The following is a 16,158-nucleotide window of genomic DNA, read 5'->3' as shown; positions in this document are numbered from 1 at the left end:
CAGTGGGTATTCAGTGGTGCAGCCCGAGGCTGCACTTGTGTTCGTTGGTTAGGGAGTACTTATGGAAAAATGTTTCGTGAATCGTTCGAAAATCGCATCGCTCAGCGTTGCGGTCGGACTGGTGGCCTTCGCGGCCGGCTGTACCACGGTCAATCCGTACACGCGCGAAGAGCAGACGAGCAAGGCGGCGAAAGGCGCCGGTATTGGCGCTGCGGCGGGCGCAGTCGTCGGCCTGCTGACCAAGGGCGACAAGCTCCAGAACGCGCTGATCGGTGCCGGCGTCGGTGCGATCGCGGGCGGCGGTGTCGGCTACTACATGGACGTGCAGGAAGCCAAGCTGCGCCAGAAGCTCGAAGGCACGGGTGTCAGCGTCACCCGCATGGGCGACAACATTACGCTGAACATGCCGAGCAGCATCACGTTCGCCACCAACAGCTCCGATCTGAACGCGCAGTTCTACAACGCGCTCGACGGCGTCTCGATGGTGCTGAAGGAATACGAAAAGACGGTCGTCGAAGTGGCCGGTCACACCGACAGCACGGGCAGCGATCAGTACAACCAGGCGCTGTCCGAACGCCGTGCACAGTCGGTCGCGAGGTATCTCGGCAGTCATGGCGTGGTCAGCACGCGCCTGATCACCGTCGGCGCCGGCGAGGGTCATCCGGTGGCGTCGAACGACACCGAGCAGGGTCGTGCGGCGAATCGCCGCGTCGAACTGACGATCGTCCCCGTCACCACGAAGGGCTGAGGGCACCAAAAGAAAGGGCCGGCTCATCGCTGAGCCGGCCCTTTTTTCATTGCGTCTGTCGCCCGTCGGGCTTAAGCAGGTTCGGCGATCATGCCGCGCAGCTTCTTGATCGCATTCGCTTCGATCTGACGGATGCGCTCGGCCGACACGCCGTACTGATCGGCCAGTTCATGCAGCGTCGCCTTGTTGTCCGTCATCCAGCGGCTGCGCAGGATGTTCTGGCTGCGCTCATCCAGCGTTTCCAGCGCATTCGCCAGGCGATCCGAGGTGTCGTCGTCCCACTGTTCGCGTTCCACCGCGATCGACGGATCCGATTCCGGCGACGGCAGGTACGAAGACGGCGAGTACGAGCCTTCCTCATCGTCCGTATCCGGCGCCGGATCGAACGACAGGTCGCGCGAACTCAGGCGTTGCTCCATGTCCGTCACTTCTTTCGGCGTCACGCCGAGTTCGGTGGCGATCGCCTGCGTCTCCGCACCCGACAGCCAGCCTAGGTTCTTCTTGGACTTGCGCAGGTTGAAGAACAGTTTGCGCTGCGCCTTGGTGGTGGCGATCTTCACCAGCCGCCAGTTGCGCAACACGTACTCGTGAATTTCCGCGCGGATCCAGTGCACGGCGAACGACACCAGCCGCACGCCGACGGTCGGGTCGAAACGCTTCACGGCCTTCATGAGACCGACGTTACCTTCCTGGATCAGGTCGCCGACGGGCAGGCCGTAGCCGCTGTAACCGCGGGCGATGTGAACGACGAAGCGCAGATGTGACAGCACCAGTTCACGGGCAGCATCGAGGTCGCCCTGGTTCTGGAAGCGCGTCGCGAGCGCCAGCTCTTCTTCCCGGTTCAGCACCGGGACCCGCGACACCCGCTCGACGTACGCATCCAGGCTGCCGACGGGACCGGCAAGTACCAGATCAGTGTTCGAGCGAACAAGCGCGGTAGCGGTAGTCATGTTGAAGATTCCCCCTCCTGATGTTCGGGTCCGAGTCTAGCAGTCGGGATATTGGAGTGCTAAAGCCCGGAATGGTTCGTGCCGGGTGGGGACGTTCGAGGCCATTGCAATGGCAATCAAATCATTGATTTTTATGTATTTATCGATTCATTCCAGCGCGGAATGAAGTTCATGACAGGAAGCTAGCTCGGCTCGATGTCCCGAAGGTGCCGGGAGGCAGCCACGTACGATCCCAACCAGCCCAGGACGACCCCGGCAGCGAGCAGGATCAGGGTCGGCTGCAACCCTAGGCCGGCGATCTGAAAGCCACTGCCGTAGAGCCCGGCGATCCGGTTGATCGGCTCCCGCAGCGCGCCGACCACCACGGCCGTCAGCAGCCAGGCAATGAGCGCACCGCCCACGCCGTACCAGACGCCGCTGTAGAGGAAGGGACGACGCACGAAGGCATCGCTGCCGCCGACCAGCTTGGTGACCTCGATCTCGGCCCGCCTGTTCTGGATATCCAGGCGAATGGTATTGCCGACGATGGCCATGACGCCGATGGCCAGGAAGGCAGCCGTCAGAACGACCGCGCGACGTACCGCCTCCAGGATCGCCTGCAACCGGTTCACCCACGCGGTGTCGAGCTGGACCATTTCCACCGATGGCTCACCCCGGATGTCGGCTGCCAGTTCTTCGAGATGGGTCGCCGTCGCGTACTCGCCCTTGGGATGCACGATCAGCGAGTGGGGCAGCGGATTGCTGGTCAGCGCATCGATGGCCGGCCCGAAGCCGGAATCGCGGCGGAAGTCCTTCAGCGCTTCATCGGCGGTGAGCACTTTCACGTCAGCGACATCGCGCCGCTTGCGCAGCTTGTCCGCGATGCGCTGGACCTCATCGACCGACGTCGGAATCTTCGCGTACACGGACAGATCGACGGCGCGATTCCAGTTGCCGGTCGCCGTCTGCGCGTTGGCGATCAACAGATGCAGACACGCCGGCAGCGCCAGCGCGATGCCGATGACCAGCGTCGTGAGCAGGGTCGCGAGCTTGTGCTGCGACAGCCGGCCGAGTGCACCGACCGATGTCTGCAGATGACGAGTCAGCCAGGCGCCCATGTCAGCGCTTCTCCATCAGCGTCGCCGGATCGAGCAGCTTTTCCGTGGCCGCCACGCCTTCCTGAATGCGCCCGCCCTCCAGCCGGATGCGACGCACCGGAAACTGCTCCAGCAGATACAGATCGTGGCTGGCGATCAGCACCGTGACGCCGACTTCGTTGAAGCGGCGAAAGATGCTCATCACTTCCAGCGACAGGTCGGGATCGAGATTTCCCGTCGGCTCGTCGGCGATCAGGATCGGCGGCTTGCTGACGACGGCGCGCGCGATACCCACGCGCTGCTGTTCGCCGGTCGACAGTTCGAGCGGACGGCTCTGTTCGCGCCCGAGCAAGCCCACCTGATCGAGCGACGCACGCACGCGCTTGCCGATTTCCTTCGCGCCCACGCCGGCGATGATGAGCGGCAGCGCGACGTTGTCGAAAATCGTCCGGTCGTGCAGCAGTTTGTGATCCTGGAACACCACGCCGATCTGGCGGCGATAGTGAGGAATTTTCGAGCGCGGCACCGAGTTGACGTTCTGGCCGTTCACGACCAGCTGGCCCCGGGTCGGCCGCTCGATCAGCGCAATCAGCTTGAGCAGGCTGGACTTGCCCGCGCCCGAGTGACCCGTCAGGAACGCGATCTCGCCGCTGGCCAGTTCCAGCGACAGGTCGCTCAGCGCCTCGCGTCCATTCGGATAGCGTTTAAAGACGTGGTCGAAACGGATCATTCTTGCTCTTTGCGTTTCAACAGCGAGTCCACGAAATCCTCGGGATCAAACTCGTCGAAGTCCTCGGCGCTCTCGCCGGTACCGATGAAGCGGATCGGCAGCTGCAGTTCGCTCGCGAGCGCAAACACGATACCGCCCTTGGCCGTGCCGTCGAGCTTGGTCAGCACGACACCCGTGACGCCGAGCGCTTCGTTGAACAGCCGCGCCTGCTGTAACGCATTCTGCCCCTGACTGGCATCGAGCACGAGCAGCACTTCGTGCGGCGCGCGCGGATCGACCCGGCCGATCACGCGCTTCACCTTCTTCAGTTCTTCCATCAGGTTCGACTGCGTGTGCAACCGGCCGGCGGTGTCTGCCAGCAGTACGTCGATGCCGCGCGCCTTCGCCGACTGGATGGCGTCGAAGGCCACCGCCGCAGGATCGGTGCCGGCGGCCTGTGCGATCACGGGCACCGCATTGCGCTCGCCCCAGATCTGCAGTTGTTCGACAGCCGCGGCACGAAACGTATCGCCTGCCGCAAGCATGACCTTGAGACCGTGATCCTTCATGCGCCGCGCGAGCTTGCCGATCGAAGTCGTCTTGCCCGCGCCGTTGACGCCGACCACCAGGATCGCGAACGGCTTGACCGACTGATCGATCACCAGCGGAACCGCCGCCGGCTTCACGACGGCGAGCAATGAGGCGCGCAACGCTTTCAGCAGGGCGTCGAGATCTCCCAGTTCCTTGCGCGCGACCTGCTTGCGCAGACCCGAAAGAATCCTTTCCGTGGTTTCAACACCGACATCTGCCGTGATGAGCCGCGTCTCCAGTTCATCGAGCACGTTGTCATCGATGCGTCCGCCGGGGATGAGATTGGCGAGATCGTAAGTCAGCCACGAATCGCCGCGATTGAGGCGGGCGCGCAGGCGCTGGAACAGTCCGGGCTTGTGCTTGTCGGTGCCGTTCTCGGAAGTCTTCGATTTGAAACCAAACATCTGCGGAAAGAATCGCCGATCGGGTGGGGCAGCGGATTCTAGCAGTACCGCCCGGACGTTCAGACCGCGTCGGGTATGCTTTGCGCCGCCATGAGCCGCCCCCCTGGAAAATCCGCTCGCACGAAGACCGGCAAGCCGCTGCCGAACCGGTTGAGGATCATCGGCGGGCGCTGGCGCAGCGTGCCGATCACCTTCCCAGCCATCGAGGCGGTGCGCCCGTCCCCCGATCGCGTACGCGAAACGCTCTTCAACTGGCTGCAGCCGGTGATCGTCGGTTCGCGCTGCCTCGATCTGTTTGCGGGCAGCGGCGCATTGGGGCTCGAAGCCTTGTCGCGCGGCGCGTCCAGTGTCGACTTCGTCGACAGCGAGCCCGCGATCGGGCGGCATATTGCGGCGACGCTCGAAAAGCTGTGTGCCACGGGCGGCACTGCGCATGTGTCAGATGCGCTGCGCTTTCTGGACCGCAGTCCGCAGCCATTCGACATCGTCTTTCTCGACCCGCCATACGCGTCCGATCTCCTTGCGGCAGTCTGCAACAAGCTTGCTGCCGGCTGGCTCGCGCCGGACGCTTATATCTATCTCGAATGTCCCGCCGATCGCGGCCTGCCGGCGCTGCCGGCCAACTGGTCAGTGCATCGCACGAAGCAGGCGGGACAAGTGGGCTATCATCTGCTGCGCGCACACTCTGCTGAAAAAGGTGACTCATGACCGGCGCCATGTATCCGGGCACGTTCGATCCCATTACCAATGGTCATTACGATCTGGTGCGGCGTGCCGCCGATATTTTCGAGCGCGTGGTCGTGGCCATCGCGGCGAATCCCGGCAAGGCGCCGCTGTTTCCGCTGGAGGAACGCGTCAGTCTGGCGCGGACGGTGCTCGCTGACATTCCCAACGTCGAAGTCACCGGCTACGCCGGCCTCACGGTGGACTTCGCGCGCCAACACGGCTTGCGAGTCGTGGTTCGTGGCCTGCGTGCCGTCTCCGACTTCGAGTTCGAATTCCAGCTCGCGACCATGAGCCGGCATCTGACGGACAAGGTCGACTATGTCTTCCTGACGCCGACCGAGCAGTTCAATTTCATTTCTTCCACGCTGGTGCGCGAGATCGCGAGCCTCGGCGGCAATGTTGCGAAATTCGTTCACCCCGCCGTCGAGGCGGCGCTGAAGGAGGCGTGGGCGAAAAGGAAGAAGGGATAGCCGGCATCCGCGTCGACTGGCCCGCTAGTTCTGACACGTTGGGCAGTAGTAAGTCGAGCGCTGCCCCTGCACGATCTGCCGGATCGGCGTCCTGCACACCCGGCACGGTTCTCCGCCGCGTTCGTAGACGAACAGCTTCTGACGGAAGTAACCCGGCATGCCTTCCGGGTTCACGTAATCGCGCAGGGTCGTGCCGCCTTCGCGGATCGCGGCCCGCAGTACCTTGCGAATCGCTTTCACCAGGCGGGGAAACTCGTCGCTGCGCACGCGCGCGGCACTGCGTTGCGGCCGGATGCCGGCATGAAACAGGGCTTCGCTCGCATAGATGTTGCCGACGCCCACCACCCGTTGACTGTTCATCAGCAGCTGCTTGATCGCGACCTTGCGTCCGCTGGCGACGCGCGCCAGATACGCAGCGTCGAAATCGTCCGAGAGCGGCTCCGGCGCCAGCAGGCGCAGCAACGGGTGCGTCAGCGGATCGTCCTCGGTCCATAGCAGGCTGCCGAAGCGGCGCGGATCGTTGTAGCGCAGGCACTGGCCGGTCTCGAGCACGATGTCGACGTGATCGTGCGGCAGCACCGGCGTGCCGGCCGGCATCACCCGCAGACTGCCCGACATCCCCAGGTGCAGGATCATCGAGCCGCGCTCCAGATCGAACAGCAGATACTTCGCGCGCCGACGCAGTTGCTGCACGCGTTGGCCCGCCGCCAGCGCCGGCAGCTCATCCGGTATGCGCCAGCGCAGGCGCGGCTCGCGCACGACGATCCGGTCGATCACTCGCGCCGTCACCGCGGGCTCGATGCCGCGGCGCGTCGTTTCCACTTCGGGTAGTTCGGGCATGGTCCATCTTTCTGTAGGTCAGGCTTTAGCCTGACATTCTCAGGCCGGCTGAAGCCGGCCCCACAGGCAAAGCGAATCCCGGCATGGTCGGCGCTTGAAGCCGGTGAGATCGCCGTCACAGTATGGAATGAGCGTCCGGGCGGTTGCCCGACCTTCTGTGCGGTGCAGGGATTCGCTCATTTGTGGGGTCAGGGGGCCTCCGTTATAGTCCGCGCCTCCTACGTCTTATGTCCCGCGAATCCATCTTCGCGTCCTTGTCAGGGGTACACAGTGAACCTGGATTTTCTCTACGGAATTCTGAATCTTAGCTTCTGGGAATACGTCCTCGTGACCTTCGTGATGATCCAGGTCACGTTCATGGGCGTCACGTTGTACCTGCATCGCGATGCCACCCATCGCAGCCTCGATCTGCACCCCGCGCTGCGGCATTTTTTCCGCTTCTGGCTGTGGATGAGTTCGGGCATCGTCACCCGCGAATGGGTGGCTGTGCATCGCAAGCATCACGCGAAGTGCGAGACGAAGGACGATCCGCACAGCCCCGTCATCCATGGCCTCAAGAAGGTGCTGCTCGAAGGCGCCGAGCTGTACCAGGCCGAAGCACGCAATCCGGAAACCACGGACAAGTTCGGTCGCGGCACGCCCGATGACTGGATGGAACGCAACGTCTATCTGAAGCACCGCAACTGGGGCATCGTGCTGATGGTCGTCATCGACCTGCTCCTGTTCGGCGTGCCGGGCATCATCATCCTTGCTGCGCAGATGCTGGCGAATCCGCTGATGGCGGCGGGCGTCATCAACGGCATCGGCCACTACTACGGCTATCGCAATTTCGAGTGCCCGGATGCGGCGCGCAACGTGATGCCGTGGGGCTTCCTCGTCGCCGGCGAGGAGCTGCACAACAATCATCATGCCTTCCCGAGCTCGGCGAAGTTCTCGATCCATCGCTGGGAATTCGACATCGGCTGGCTCTACATCCGCGTGTTCCAGACGCTGGGCCTGGCGAAGGTGATCCGCGTCGCGCCCGAGCCGGCGCGCGTCGAACCGCGCAGCCACATCGATCTGGAAACCGTGCGCGCCGTGATCGTCAACCGCATGCACGTGCTGCGCGAATACACCCGCAACGTCACGGTGCCGGTGTTCCGCGAGCAGCTCGCCGCCGCAAGCGGTCAGCTGACGCGCCGCGTGAAGAAGCTGCTGGTGCGCGAGCCGGTGCTGCTCGACCAGGCAGCGCAGTCCAAGCTCAAGGAAGTGCTGGCGAACAATCATGCGCTGCAGACGGTGCACGAGTTCCGCGAACGCCTGCGTGTGCTGTGGAACGGCTCGAACATGAGCAACGAATCGCTGCTGGCGCATCTGAAGGAATGGATCGCGCAGGCCGAAGCCAGCCGCATCAAGGTGCTGCAGGATTTCGCCGCGAGCCTGCGTGGCTACGCGATGCAGCCGGCCTGACGTTCGGGTCGACTCGAGGGCTCGATAGAGAACCCGCCTCAAGGCGGGTTTTCTTTGTCCTCTTCCTGTAGGTCAGGCTTTAGCCTGACACCGAAGAGGCCGGCTGAAGCCGGCCCCACAGGGGAGAAGGAAATCCCGAAAAAAAAAGCCCGCCAGAGGCGGGCTTTTTCTCGATCTCGGTGCCGCCGTTTCCGGCCGGACACTTACTTGATCTTGGCTTCCTTGTAAGCGACGTGCTTACGCGCCTTCGGATCGAATTTCTTCACTTCCATCTTGTCCGGGTGCAGGCGCTTGTTCTTGGTCGTGGTGTAGAAGTGACCGGTGCCCGCAGTCGACAGCAGTTTGACTTTTTCGCGCATGGTGCTTCGCTCCGCTTAGATCGTCACGCCCTGGGCGCGCAGTTCAGCAACCACCACTTCGATGCCCTTCTTCTCGACCGTGCGCAGGCCCTTGGTCGACAGGCGCAGGCTGACGAAACGGCGTTCGGTTTCCAGCCAGAAACGCTGCGTGTGCAGGTTGGGCAGGAAGCGGCGACGACGCTTGTTGTTGGCGTGCGAAACGCGGTTACCCGTCATCGGCTTCTTGCCGGTGATTTCACAGACTCTCGACATGGCGATTCCTCGGGTGGCTCGCCGCTCGAGGGACTCGAGAGCGGGCCGGGGAAAAATGAGTCGCGCTTTATACCAGCGGACCGGCGGCCGGGCAAGGACGAAGGCCGGGAAGTTCACGGCCCGCTCATGCAGAAGGGGCCTACAGAAGCCCCCGTTCGGCAAAGGATTCGCAGACCCCGTCGGCGATGATCAGGTGATCCAGCACCCGGATGTCGACCAGCGCCAGAGCCTGCTTCAGGCGGCGCGTGATGAGTTCGTCGGCCTGACTGGGTTCGGCCACCCCGGACGGATGGTTGTGCGCCAGGATCACCGCAGCGGCGTTCCTCGCCAGGGCTTCCTTGACCACCTCCCGGGGATGAACGCTGGCGCCGTCGATGGTGCCGCGGAACAGTTCCTCGAAGGCGATGACCCGGTTGCGGTTGTCGAGGTAGACGCAGCAGAACACCTCGTGCGGCAGGTCGCGCAGGCGCATCCGCATGAATTCCTTTGTGGCGCGCGGATTTGCGAGCGCCGAGCCGGTCAGCATGAGTTGCTGATAGTGGCGCCGGGTCAGTTCCAGAGCCGCCTGCAGCGCGACATACCGGGCCGGGCCGAGGCCGCGGGCGGCGCAGACCTTTTCCCGATCCGCAGTCAGCAGCGACCGCAGCGAGCCGAATTCCGTCAGCAGGTCCCGCGCGACATCGATGGCGCTGCGACCGCGCGTGCCGGTGCGGATCAGGATGGCCAGCAGCTCCGCTTCGCTCAGCGCCTGCGACCCCAGTTCGAGCAGTTTCTCGCGCGGCCGCTCCCCGGCTGGCCAGTCCCGAATCGACATTCCCTGATTCTCCGTCCGGCGATTCCGGATCCCGGCAACGCGCCATTCTGACCGCCGGCAATGCGCTGAAATTGCGCCATTCCCGGGCGTTCGGCCCGAAATGCACGTGCAACATGCCGCCGCGGAATGCAGGTATGCCGCAGGTGGTTTGCGGCTGTTCGCGGGCCGCGCCCATAATCCTGCCCATGACCGCAGCCCGAAAAATTCTGCTTGGCGTGACTGGCGGCATCGCTGCCTACAAGAGTCCCGACCTCGTGCGTCGCCTCATCGACCGCGGCGCCGAAGTGCAGGTCGTGATGACACGCGGCGCGCAGGAATTCGTCACTCCATTGACGTTTCAGGCCGTCTCCGGCCGGCCGGTGCGGACCGATCTCTGGGACGAAGCCGCCGAAGGCGCGATGGGTCACATCGAACTGGCGCGCTGGGCCGATGACATCGTCATCGCGCCGGCCACGGCGGATGTTCTCGCCAAACTCGCGCACGGTTTCGCCGAGGATCTGCTGACGACGCTGTGTCTTGCCTCGACCGCATCCATCACCGTCGCGCCGGCGATGAATCGCCAGATGTGGGCGAATCCGGCCACGCAGGCGAACGTGAAGCTGTTGCAGAGTCGTGGCGTCCGCGTTCTCGGACCGGCGAGCGGCGAGCAGGCCTGCGGCGAAGTCGGCGCCGGCCGGATGCTCGAACCGGTGCAGATCGCCGAAGAGATTTTCGCGGCGCTGCCGGTCGACGGGGGCCTCAAAGGTCTCAAGGTCGTGATCACTGCGGGGCCGACGCGCGAGGCGATCGATCCGGTGCGCTTCATCAGCAATCGCAGCTCCGGCAAGATGGGATTCGCCGTGGCCGAAGCGGCACGCCAGGCCGGCGCGAAAGTCGTGCTGGTCAGCGGACCCGTGCAGATCGCAGCACCGCCCGGTGTCGAGAAAATCCCGGTCGAGACTGCCGATCAGATGCTCGCGGCCGTGCAGTCGCAGGTGAAGGACGCCGATATTTTCATCGCTGCCGCCGCTGTTTCGGACTATCGCTGCAGCGAAGTGGCCTGCCAGAAGATCAAGAAGACCAGCGACAACATGACGCTCGCGTTGTCGCGCGCGCCCGATGTGCTCGCAACGATCGGGCGCAGCGAGTCGCCGCCGTTCCTCGTCGGCTTCGCGGCCGAGACGGAGAACGTCGAGGCGAATGCGCTCACCAAGCTGAACTCGAAGAACCTCGACATGATCGCCGCCAACAAGGTCGGCGAAGGTCTGGCTTTCGACAAGGACGACAATGCGCTCACCGTGTACTGGCGCGGCGGCAAGCAGGAACTGTCGCTGACCAGCAAGGCCGCGCTCGCGCGACAGCTCGTCGCCGTGATCGCGGAGCGCTATCGCAGCCGCGTCACTACCACCACAACAACGACTTCCAATCGACCCGCCATTCATGCCACTCGCTGACGGGGCCGCCGCCCCAGCCGCCACATCGCGGCACCGACTTCAGGTCAAGGTTCTCGATCCACGCATCGGCCGCGACTATCCGCTGCCGCAGTACGCCACCAGCGGCTCCGCCGGTGTCGATCTGCGCGCCTGCATCGATGCGCCGCTGGAACTGAAACCCGGCGATACGCAGCTCATTCCGTCGGGCATCGCCATTCATCTCGAAGATGCGGGTTTCGCCGCCATCGTGTTGCCGCGCTCGGGTCTCGGTCACAAGCACGGCATCGTGCTGGGCAACCTGGTCGGGTTGATCGACTCGGACTACCAGGGCCAGATTTTCGTTTCAGTCTGGAATCGCGGACAGACCACGTTCACGATCCAGCCCGGTGAGCGCATCGCGCAGCTTGTCGTGGTGCCGGTGGTGCAGGTGGAATTCGATGTCGTGAATGAGTTTGCGGCGTCGGAGCGCGGAGCGGGCGGGTTCGGGAGTTCGGGAAGAGGCTAGTTTTTCTGCCTGTGGGGCCGGCTTCAGCCGGCCTTCCTCTCCGCAGATGGCCGGCTGAAGCCGGCCCCACATCGCATCACTTGATCCCTTTCAGTTCCTTGAAGCGGGCGATGTCTGCGCTGAAGCTCGCCTTGATCCCGTCCTGCTCCCTGCGCGTCTTCGCCAGCGTTTCCTGGTACACGCGCATGCCGTTCACGGTGTTCACCATCTCCTCGGCCAGGTGATCCGGCAGCGGCGGCGCATTCGGCTTGTCGTTGTACGGCTTGAAGCGCGCAATCTGCTGTTCGAGGCGCTTCTGGCGATCGCGCAGGTTGGTGATGCTCTGTTCGGTGACCCGGTACTGGGAATCCAGCAGCTCCAGGCGCTGGTCGCGCAGGCGTTCGATGTCTTCGACCGTCAGATACGTTTCGATCAGCATCCGGTCGCGCAGCTGGCGTTGCTCGCGCTGCTTTCTGACGCCGGTTTCGCTGAGTTCGCGTTGTTCGCGGCTGGCGCGCGAGGCACTGCCTTCGATGACGCGGATCACCATGCCGTTGCTGTTGAGCACTTCGGTATCGAGCCCTTCGCACTGCGGCGGTTTCGAGTCGCCATAGTGGGTCTGACCCGAAGCATCCCGGCAGCGGTAGAAGGCTTCGTGGCTGGAAGACGACGCTGCCGCCATCGCAGTGCCGCCATAGGCGAGCGCTGCAAGCAGGGCGGCTGTGTGAGTCGTCGTGAATCGCACCGTTTCCATCCTCAAGAATCGCGGCAGGTCGAATGCTGGGCCTGATTCCGCTCGCGCGAGGCCGGTACTATAGGACCGGCGCACCGCGGCAGGTCAATCGTCCCGGGGTTCGGGGCCTTCAGGCCGCGACGCCGTACTCATTTCTATAACGCTGCAGGGCCGCCAGCTGCTGCTCGTCCCCCTTGGCCTGCAGGTGAGAAATCAGATCGGTGAGCTTGAGGATGCTGGTGACCGGCAGCCCCAGCACCTGCTCGACTTCCTGCACCGCCGAGCGTTCGGTCTGACCGCGCTCCTGGCGATCGAGAGCAATCACGACCCCCGAAGGTGTCGCCCCGGCCGCCCGGATCAGATCGACCGACTCGCGGATCGCCGTGCCCGCGGTCATCACGTCGTCGATGATCAGCACGCGTCCGCGCAGCGGCGCGCCGACGATGTTGCCGCCTTCGCCGTGATCTTTCGCTTCCTTGCGGTTGAAGCTCCAGGGCACGTCGCGGTTGTGCCAGTCCGCCAGCGCCACGGCCGCGGCCGATACCAGCGGGATACCTTTATATGCAGGTCCGAACAGCACATCGAACTGCAGGTTCGCCTGCTGGATGGTCTCGGCGTAGAACCGTCCGAGCGCCGCGAGTGCGCGTCCGGAGTTGAACAGCCCCGCATTGAAGAAGTAGGGACTCGTCCGGCCGGACTTGAGCTTGAATTCGCCGAAGCGCAGCACGCCGAGTTCGAGGCAGAGATCGATGAAGGAGGAGGACATGGGCAGCAGTCGAGGTTTGGCGGAGGGCGGATAGTATCGGACCGGGCGCGACTTCTATACTCCCCGCATGCACCTCATCTACTGCAATCGCTCGCACTGCGCATGAGCGAAGCCACTGCCGCGGCCCCGGCTGAGAAGGCTCCCGAAGACAAACCCCGGCTGCGCGATGTACTGGCGAGTCCCAAGATGCTTGCCATCATGGTGCTCGGTGCGTCCTCGGGATTTCCGAACCAGATTACCGAGAGCGCGCTGCAGGCATGGCTCAAGGACAGCGGTGCGACGAACACGACCATCGGCATCCTGTCCTACGTCGCATTGCCATACCTGTTCAAGTTCGTGTGGGCGCCTTTTCTCGATCGCTATCCCATCCCGCTGCTGGGTCGACGACGCGGCTGGATCCTGATCGCGCAGTTTGCGATCGCGGCCTGCATCGGACTGTTCGCGCTCCAGAACCCGCATGTATCTCTCATGCCGATTGCAATGTGCGCGGTGGCGATCGTCTTCTTTTCGGCGACTCAGGACATCGCGTTCGATGCATACCGCACCGATGTTGCGAAGCCTGCGGAGCGTGGGCTTGCCGCCGCCGCCAACAATCTGGGCTATCGGACCGCGGCCTGGGTTGCAGCGGCGTTTGCGCTCATCTGCGCCCAGTATTTCGGCTGGCGGCTGGCATTTCTGATTCTCGCGGGCGTCATGGCCGCGTTCGCCATCGCGACGTGGCGTGCGCCGGAGCCCGAATATCGTCAGGCACCGCCCAGAACATTGCGCGAATCCGTCGTCGAGCCGCTGCGCGAACTGCTGAGTACGCCGGGTTCCGTCGTGCTGATCCTGCTCATCGTGATGTTCAAGATCGGTGATGCGTTTGCGCTGCGACTGTTTACGCCGTTCATGATGGACGTCGGCTTCAGCAAGGCCGAGATCGCATTGGTGCTGAAAGCCTTGTTCACGGCGAGCGCGATCGTCGGCGCGATCCTCGGCGGTATCTGGATGGTGAAGCTGGGATTGCTGCGATCCATGCTGATTTTCGGCGTGCTGCAGGCGCTGTCGAATCTTCTGTACTGGCTGCTCGCGGTCACCGGCAAAAGCTATCCGGTGATGGTGGCCGCCGTGTGTGTCGACAACGTCGCGGGTTCGATGGGGAACATCGCCTCAGTCGCGCTGATCATGGCGTTGTGCGATGTGCGCTTCAGCGCATTCCAGTATGCGCTGTTGTCATCTTTCGCCTTGTTGCCGCGCTACACGCTGGGCGGTCCGGCCGGCTGGATCGCCGATCACAATGGCTGGCCGGCGTACTACGTGATCAGCTTTCTGATCGCGCTGCCGGGACTCGTGATGGTCTGGGTCATGCGCGAACGGGTCGACGCGCTCGATCGCGAGCAGTGAAGACGTGGATTCCCGCCTGCGGCGGAATGACGAATCAGCAGTGAGCGCGGCTTTCTACAGATCCCGCGGACTCGGCCACTCCGAATAACCCGACGTTTCGGCACGATCCAGGCTGGTCAGTGGATCAGCCCACGTGCCGGTCGACGTCGTCTCGCGTTCGTTCTCGTAGTCTTCGGGTTCGATGTCGACCGAACCGCTCCAGTCTTCGGGCGCCTTCGCTTCTTCGAACTGCTGTTCGTGCCAGGATTCGAGATCGAATTCTTCCACAGTGCCGTCGAAGTGTTGCACTTCGACCGTGCCGTCATCGCGGTCGATGGCTACGACCTCGAAGGTGGCGCCGTCCATCCGGCGATACCAATCCCCAACAACCGGACTCGGCGACGTCATGACTTCCTCCGTAACAAGGTCCGTTCGGGCGGATTCGCAGTCCCTTGCAGGCAAGGTTTTTCTGCGCGCATGTGTCGGCAGCGATGCTGTCGGCGAGATCTGTTTTATGCCTGTGTGCCTGCGGATTCAAGAGGCATTTTTTCTGCAGAGCATCAAAGGATGGCGGCGAATGTCGCGCGAGTGCGTGAGTGCGACTGCTTTGTAACTCGCGTGACCTTCGTCACTTCCTTCGATACTCCATATCCCACACGCCGTGCCCCAGTCGATGGCCGCGTTTCTCGAAGCGCGTGAGCGGGCGCATGGCAGGTCGATCGATGAATCCCTTGTCGCCTGCGACATTGACGAAATCCGGAGACGCGTCGAGCACTTCGCGCATCTGCATTGCGTAGTGCTCCCAGTCGGTAGCCAGTCGCAACAGACCGTCCTGCTTCAACTTGCTGGCGAGCAGCGCAACGAACGGCGGTTGAATGAGGCGTCGCTTGTGATGACGTTTCTTGTGCCAGGGATCGGGGAAGAAGATGTGCACGAACGAGATCGACGCATCGGGAAGCCGCTGCAGCACTTCGACGGCGTCATGACTCATCACGCGCAGATTCGTGAGCGATGCCGCTCGAGCGCCGAGCATCAGGTGGCCGACGCCGGGACGATGCACTTCGATGCCGAGACAATCCACGCCGGGATTTGCTTGCGCGAAATCGAGCAGCGCCTCGCCGTTGCCGAAACCGATTTCGATTGCGCGCGGTGCGTCGCGCCCGAAAGCCTGCGGCAAATCGATCGGAGCGTCAGCGAACTCGATACCGAAGATGGGCCACAGCTCCGTCATTGCCCGCTGCTGAGCAGCCGTCGCGCGTCCCATGCGCAGCACGTAACTGCGAACCGTGCGGCGTTGCGGTTGATCGGGAGGAGGATCGGTGTCGGCGGGATCGCTGGTCATGTCGCGTATGCAGGTCGGCGGGCGCGCGATGATAGCGACGCGGCGCTGCTTCAGCCAGATTCGCGCAGATGATCGAGCAGCACCCGCGCCGCGGGATGCAGTTCGGCGCCGGAACGCGTGCACAGGAACAACTGTCGCGCCGCCCAATCGTCGCTCAGCGGAATGGCCGTCAGCGACAGTGATTTCGTGTACGGCGTACTGGTGGCGCGCGGCACGATGCTGACACCGAGTCCCGCCGCGGCCATCGCGCAGGCGGCGTCGAAGCTCGTGACATGCATGCGCGAGTTCAGCGTGAGCCCGGCCTCGATGGCCATGCGCGTGAGCAGGTGATGAAGCGCACTGTCGGCATGCAGGCCGATGAACGGCAGCTCGGCGACTTCCGAAAACTTCAGCGTGCTGCGCTTTGCCAGCGGATGCACCGGTTGCAGCACGACAACGAGATCGTCGCGCCGGAAAGGAACGGCCGTCAGACCATCCACGGCCGGTTGCTCGCTGATGATGCCCAGGTCCGCCGAGTTGTCCGCAACCGCGGCTGCAATGGCGGAACTCACGTGCTCTTCCAGATGCACGTGAATGTCGGGATGCTTCGCCGCGAACGACGCGAGCGCAGCGGGCAGGAACTCGACCATCGCGGAGATATTGGCGAAGACCCGCACATAGCCGCGCGCGCC

The 16,158-nt window shown here is 63.6% G+C and carries 20 protein-coding genes; 7 read left to right on the top strand and 13 right to left on the bottom strand.

Features of this window, described 5'->3' with window-relative positions; translation table 11 throughout:
• The first annotated feature begins 61 nt into the window (after window positions 1-61).
• Window positions 62-748 carry an OmpA family protein gene (locus V7D81_RS06940; protein ID WP_442958335.1) on the top strand — a complete coding sequence of 229 codons (687 nt, stop codon included), beginning with the start codon at window positions 62-64 and terminating at the stop codon, window positions 746-748.
• A 71-nt stretch (window positions 749-819) separates the two neighbouring features.
• On the opposite strand, the gene rpoH is transcribed toward V7D81_RS06940, so the two are convergent.
• The 4 genes from rpoH to ftsY all read right to left on the bottom strand — a co-directional run bounded on the left by rpoH (window position 820) and on the right by ftsY (window position 4,478).
• Window positions 820-1,698, bottom strand: a complete 879-nt coding sequence (gene rpoH / locus V7D81_RS06935; RefSeq protein ID WP_324315415.1) for an RNA polymerase sigma factor RpoH — start codon at window positions 1,696-1,698, stop codon at window positions 820-822.
• A 182-nt stretch (window positions 1,699-1,880) separates the two neighbouring features.
• The gene (ftsX, locus tag V7D81_RS06930) at window positions 1,881-2,795 is read right to left on the bottom strand and encodes a permease-like cell division protein FtsX (RefSeq protein WP_324315414.1); all 915 of its coding nucleotides are present in this window, start codon (window positions 2,793-2,795) and stop codon (window positions 1,881-1,883) included.
• A gap of 1 nt (window position 2,796) precedes the next feature.
• Window positions 2,797-3,504, bottom strand: coding sequence for a cell division ATP-binding protein FtsE (ftsE, locus tag V7D81_RS06925; protein WP_324315413.1), 708 nt, complete (start codon window positions 3,502-3,504; stop codon window positions 2,797-2,799).
• Window positions 3,501-4,478: a signal recognition particle-docking protein FtsY gene (ftsY, locus tag V7D81_RS06920; RefSeq protein WP_324315412.1), complete on the bottom strand. Its 978-nt coding sequence runs from the start codon at window positions 4,476-4,478 to the stop codon at window positions 3,501-3,503. Before ftsY ends, ftsE begins: the two co-directional genes overlap by 4 nt.
• 90 nt (window positions 4,479-4,568) lie before the next feature.
• On the opposite strand from ftsY, the gene rsmD reads away from it, so the two are divergent.
• Window positions 4,569-5,186, top strand: a complete 618-nt coding sequence (gene rsmD, locus V7D81_RS06915) for a 16S rRNA (guanine(966)-N(2))-methyltransferase RsmD (protein WP_324315411.1) — start codon at window positions 4,569-4,571, stop codon at window positions 5,184-5,186.
• The gene (gene coaD, locus V7D81_RS06910; protein WP_324315410.1) at window positions 5,183-5,674 is read left to right on the top strand and encodes a pantetheine-phosphate adenylyltransferase; all 492 of its coding nucleotides are present in this window, start codon (window positions 5,183-5,185) and stop codon (window positions 5,672-5,674) included. The genes rsmD and coaD overlap by 4 nt, the downstream gene beginning before the upstream one ends.
• A 24-nt stretch (window positions 5,675-5,698) precedes the next feature.
• Here coaD and mutM read toward each other — a convergent pair whose 3' ends face one another.
• Complete coding sequence (mutM, locus tag V7D81_RS06905; RefSeq protein WP_324315409.1) at window positions 5,699-6,514, bottom strand: bifunctional DNA-formamidopyrimidine glycosylase/DNA-(apurinic or apyrimidinic site) lyase; 816 nt, start codon at window positions 6,512-6,514, stop codon at window positions 5,699-5,701.
• A gap of 276 nt (window positions 6,515-6,790) precedes the next feature.
• Here mutM and V7D81_RS06900 point away from each other — a divergent pair, with 276 nt between their 5' ends.
• On the top strand, window positions 6,791-7,963 hold the full coding sequence (locus V7D81_RS06900; RefSeq protein WP_349257624.1) for a DesA family fatty acid desaturase: 1,173 nt from the start codon (window positions 6,791-6,793) through the stop codon (window positions 7,961-7,963).
• Between the two features lie 203 nt (window positions 7,964-8,166).
• Here the strand turns inward: V7D81_RS06900 and rpmG are convergent, their stop codons facing one another.
• The 3 genes from rpmG to radC all read right to left on the bottom strand — a co-directional run bounded on the left by rpmG (window position 8,167) and on the right by radC (window position 9,388).
• A complete protein-coding gene (gene rpmG, locus V7D81_RS06895) occupies window positions 8,167-8,322 on the bottom strand; it encodes a 50S ribosomal protein L33 (protein ID WP_184330347.1) in 156 nt (51 codons plus the stop codon).
• Window positions 8,323-8,337: 15 nt separating this feature from the next.
• Complete coding sequence (gene rpmB, locus V7D81_RS06890; protein WP_324315407.1) at window positions 8,338-8,574, bottom strand: 50S ribosomal protein L28; 237 nt, start codon at window positions 8,572-8,574, stop codon at window positions 8,338-8,340.
• Window positions 8,575-8,713: 139 nt separating this feature from the next.
• Window positions 8,714-9,388: a RadC family protein gene (gene radC, locus V7D81_RS06885; protein WP_324315406.1), complete on the bottom strand. Its 675-nt coding sequence runs from the start codon at window positions 9,386-9,388 to the stop codon at window positions 8,714-8,716.
• A gap of 185 nt (window positions 9,389-9,573) precedes the next feature.
• Here radC and coaBC point away from each other — a divergent pair, with 185 nt between their 5' ends.
• Entirely contained in the window at window positions 9,574-10,821 is a 1,248-nt protein-coding gene (gene coaBC, locus V7D81_RS06880) for a bifunctional phosphopantothenoylcysteine decarboxylase/phosphopantothenate--cysteine ligase CoaBC (protein ID WP_324315405.1), read from the top strand.
• Entirely contained in the window at window positions 10,808-11,305 is a 498-nt protein-coding gene (gene dut / locus V7D81_RS06875) for a dUTP diphosphatase (protein WP_324315404.1), read from the top strand. Before coaBC ends, dut begins: the two co-directional genes overlap by 14 nt.
• A 76-nt stretch (window positions 11,306-11,381) precedes the next feature.
• Here dut and V7D81_RS06870 read toward each other — a convergent pair whose 3' ends face one another.
• Both V7D81_RS06870 and pyrE read right to left on the bottom strand, forming a co-directional pair.
• A complete protein-coding gene (locus V7D81_RS06870; RefSeq protein WP_324315403.1) occupies window positions 11,382-12,038 on the bottom strand; it encodes a DUF4124 domain-containing protein in 657 nt (218 codons plus the stop codon).
• Window positions 12,039-12,147: 109 nt separating this feature from the next.
• Complete coding sequence (pyrE, locus tag V7D81_RS06865; protein WP_442958336.1) at window positions 12,148-12,792, bottom strand: orotate phosphoribosyltransferase; 645 nt, start codon at window positions 12,790-12,792, stop codon at window positions 12,148-12,150.
• Window positions 12,793-12,885: 93 nt separating this feature from the next.
• Here pyrE and V7D81_RS06860 point away from each other — a divergent pair, with 93 nt between their 5' ends.
• On the top strand, window positions 12,886-14,166 hold the full coding sequence (locus tag V7D81_RS06860; RefSeq protein ID WP_324315401.1) for an AmpG family muropeptide MFS transporter: 1,281 nt from the start codon (window positions 12,886-12,888) through the stop codon (window positions 14,164-14,166).
• A 54-nt stretch (window positions 14,167-14,220) separates the two neighbouring features.
• Here the strand turns inward: V7D81_RS06860 and V7D81_RS06855 are convergent, their stop codons facing one another.
• The 3 genes from V7D81_RS06855 to V7D81_RS06845 form a co-directional block, all read right to left on the bottom strand.
• Entirely contained in the window at window positions 14,221-14,553 is a 333-nt protein-coding gene (locus tag V7D81_RS06855; protein WP_324315400.1) for a DUF6763 family protein, read from the bottom strand.
• Between the two features lie 220 nt (window positions 14,554-14,773).
• Window positions 14,774-15,487, bottom strand: coding sequence for a tRNA (guanosine(46)-N7)-methyltransferase TrmB (trmB, locus tag V7D81_RS06850; RefSeq protein ID WP_324315399.1), 714 nt, complete (start codon window positions 15,485-15,487; stop codon window positions 14,774-14,776).
• Between the two features lie 50 nt (window positions 15,488-15,537).
• The coding region (locus tag V7D81_RS06845; RefSeq protein WP_324315398.1) for a LysR substrate-binding domain-containing protein at window positions 15,538-16,158 on the bottom strand (621 nt) is incomplete at its 5' end.

Origin of the sequence: Povalibacter sp., assembly GCF_036735925.1 — a bacterium.
Classification (GTDB): Bacteria; Pseudomonadota; Gammaproteobacteria; order Steroidobacterales; family Steroidobacteraceae; genus Steroidobacter.
The sequence above is the reverse complement of the archived record's forward strand: the minus strand, read 5'-3'. Positions and strand labels throughout refer to the sequence as shown.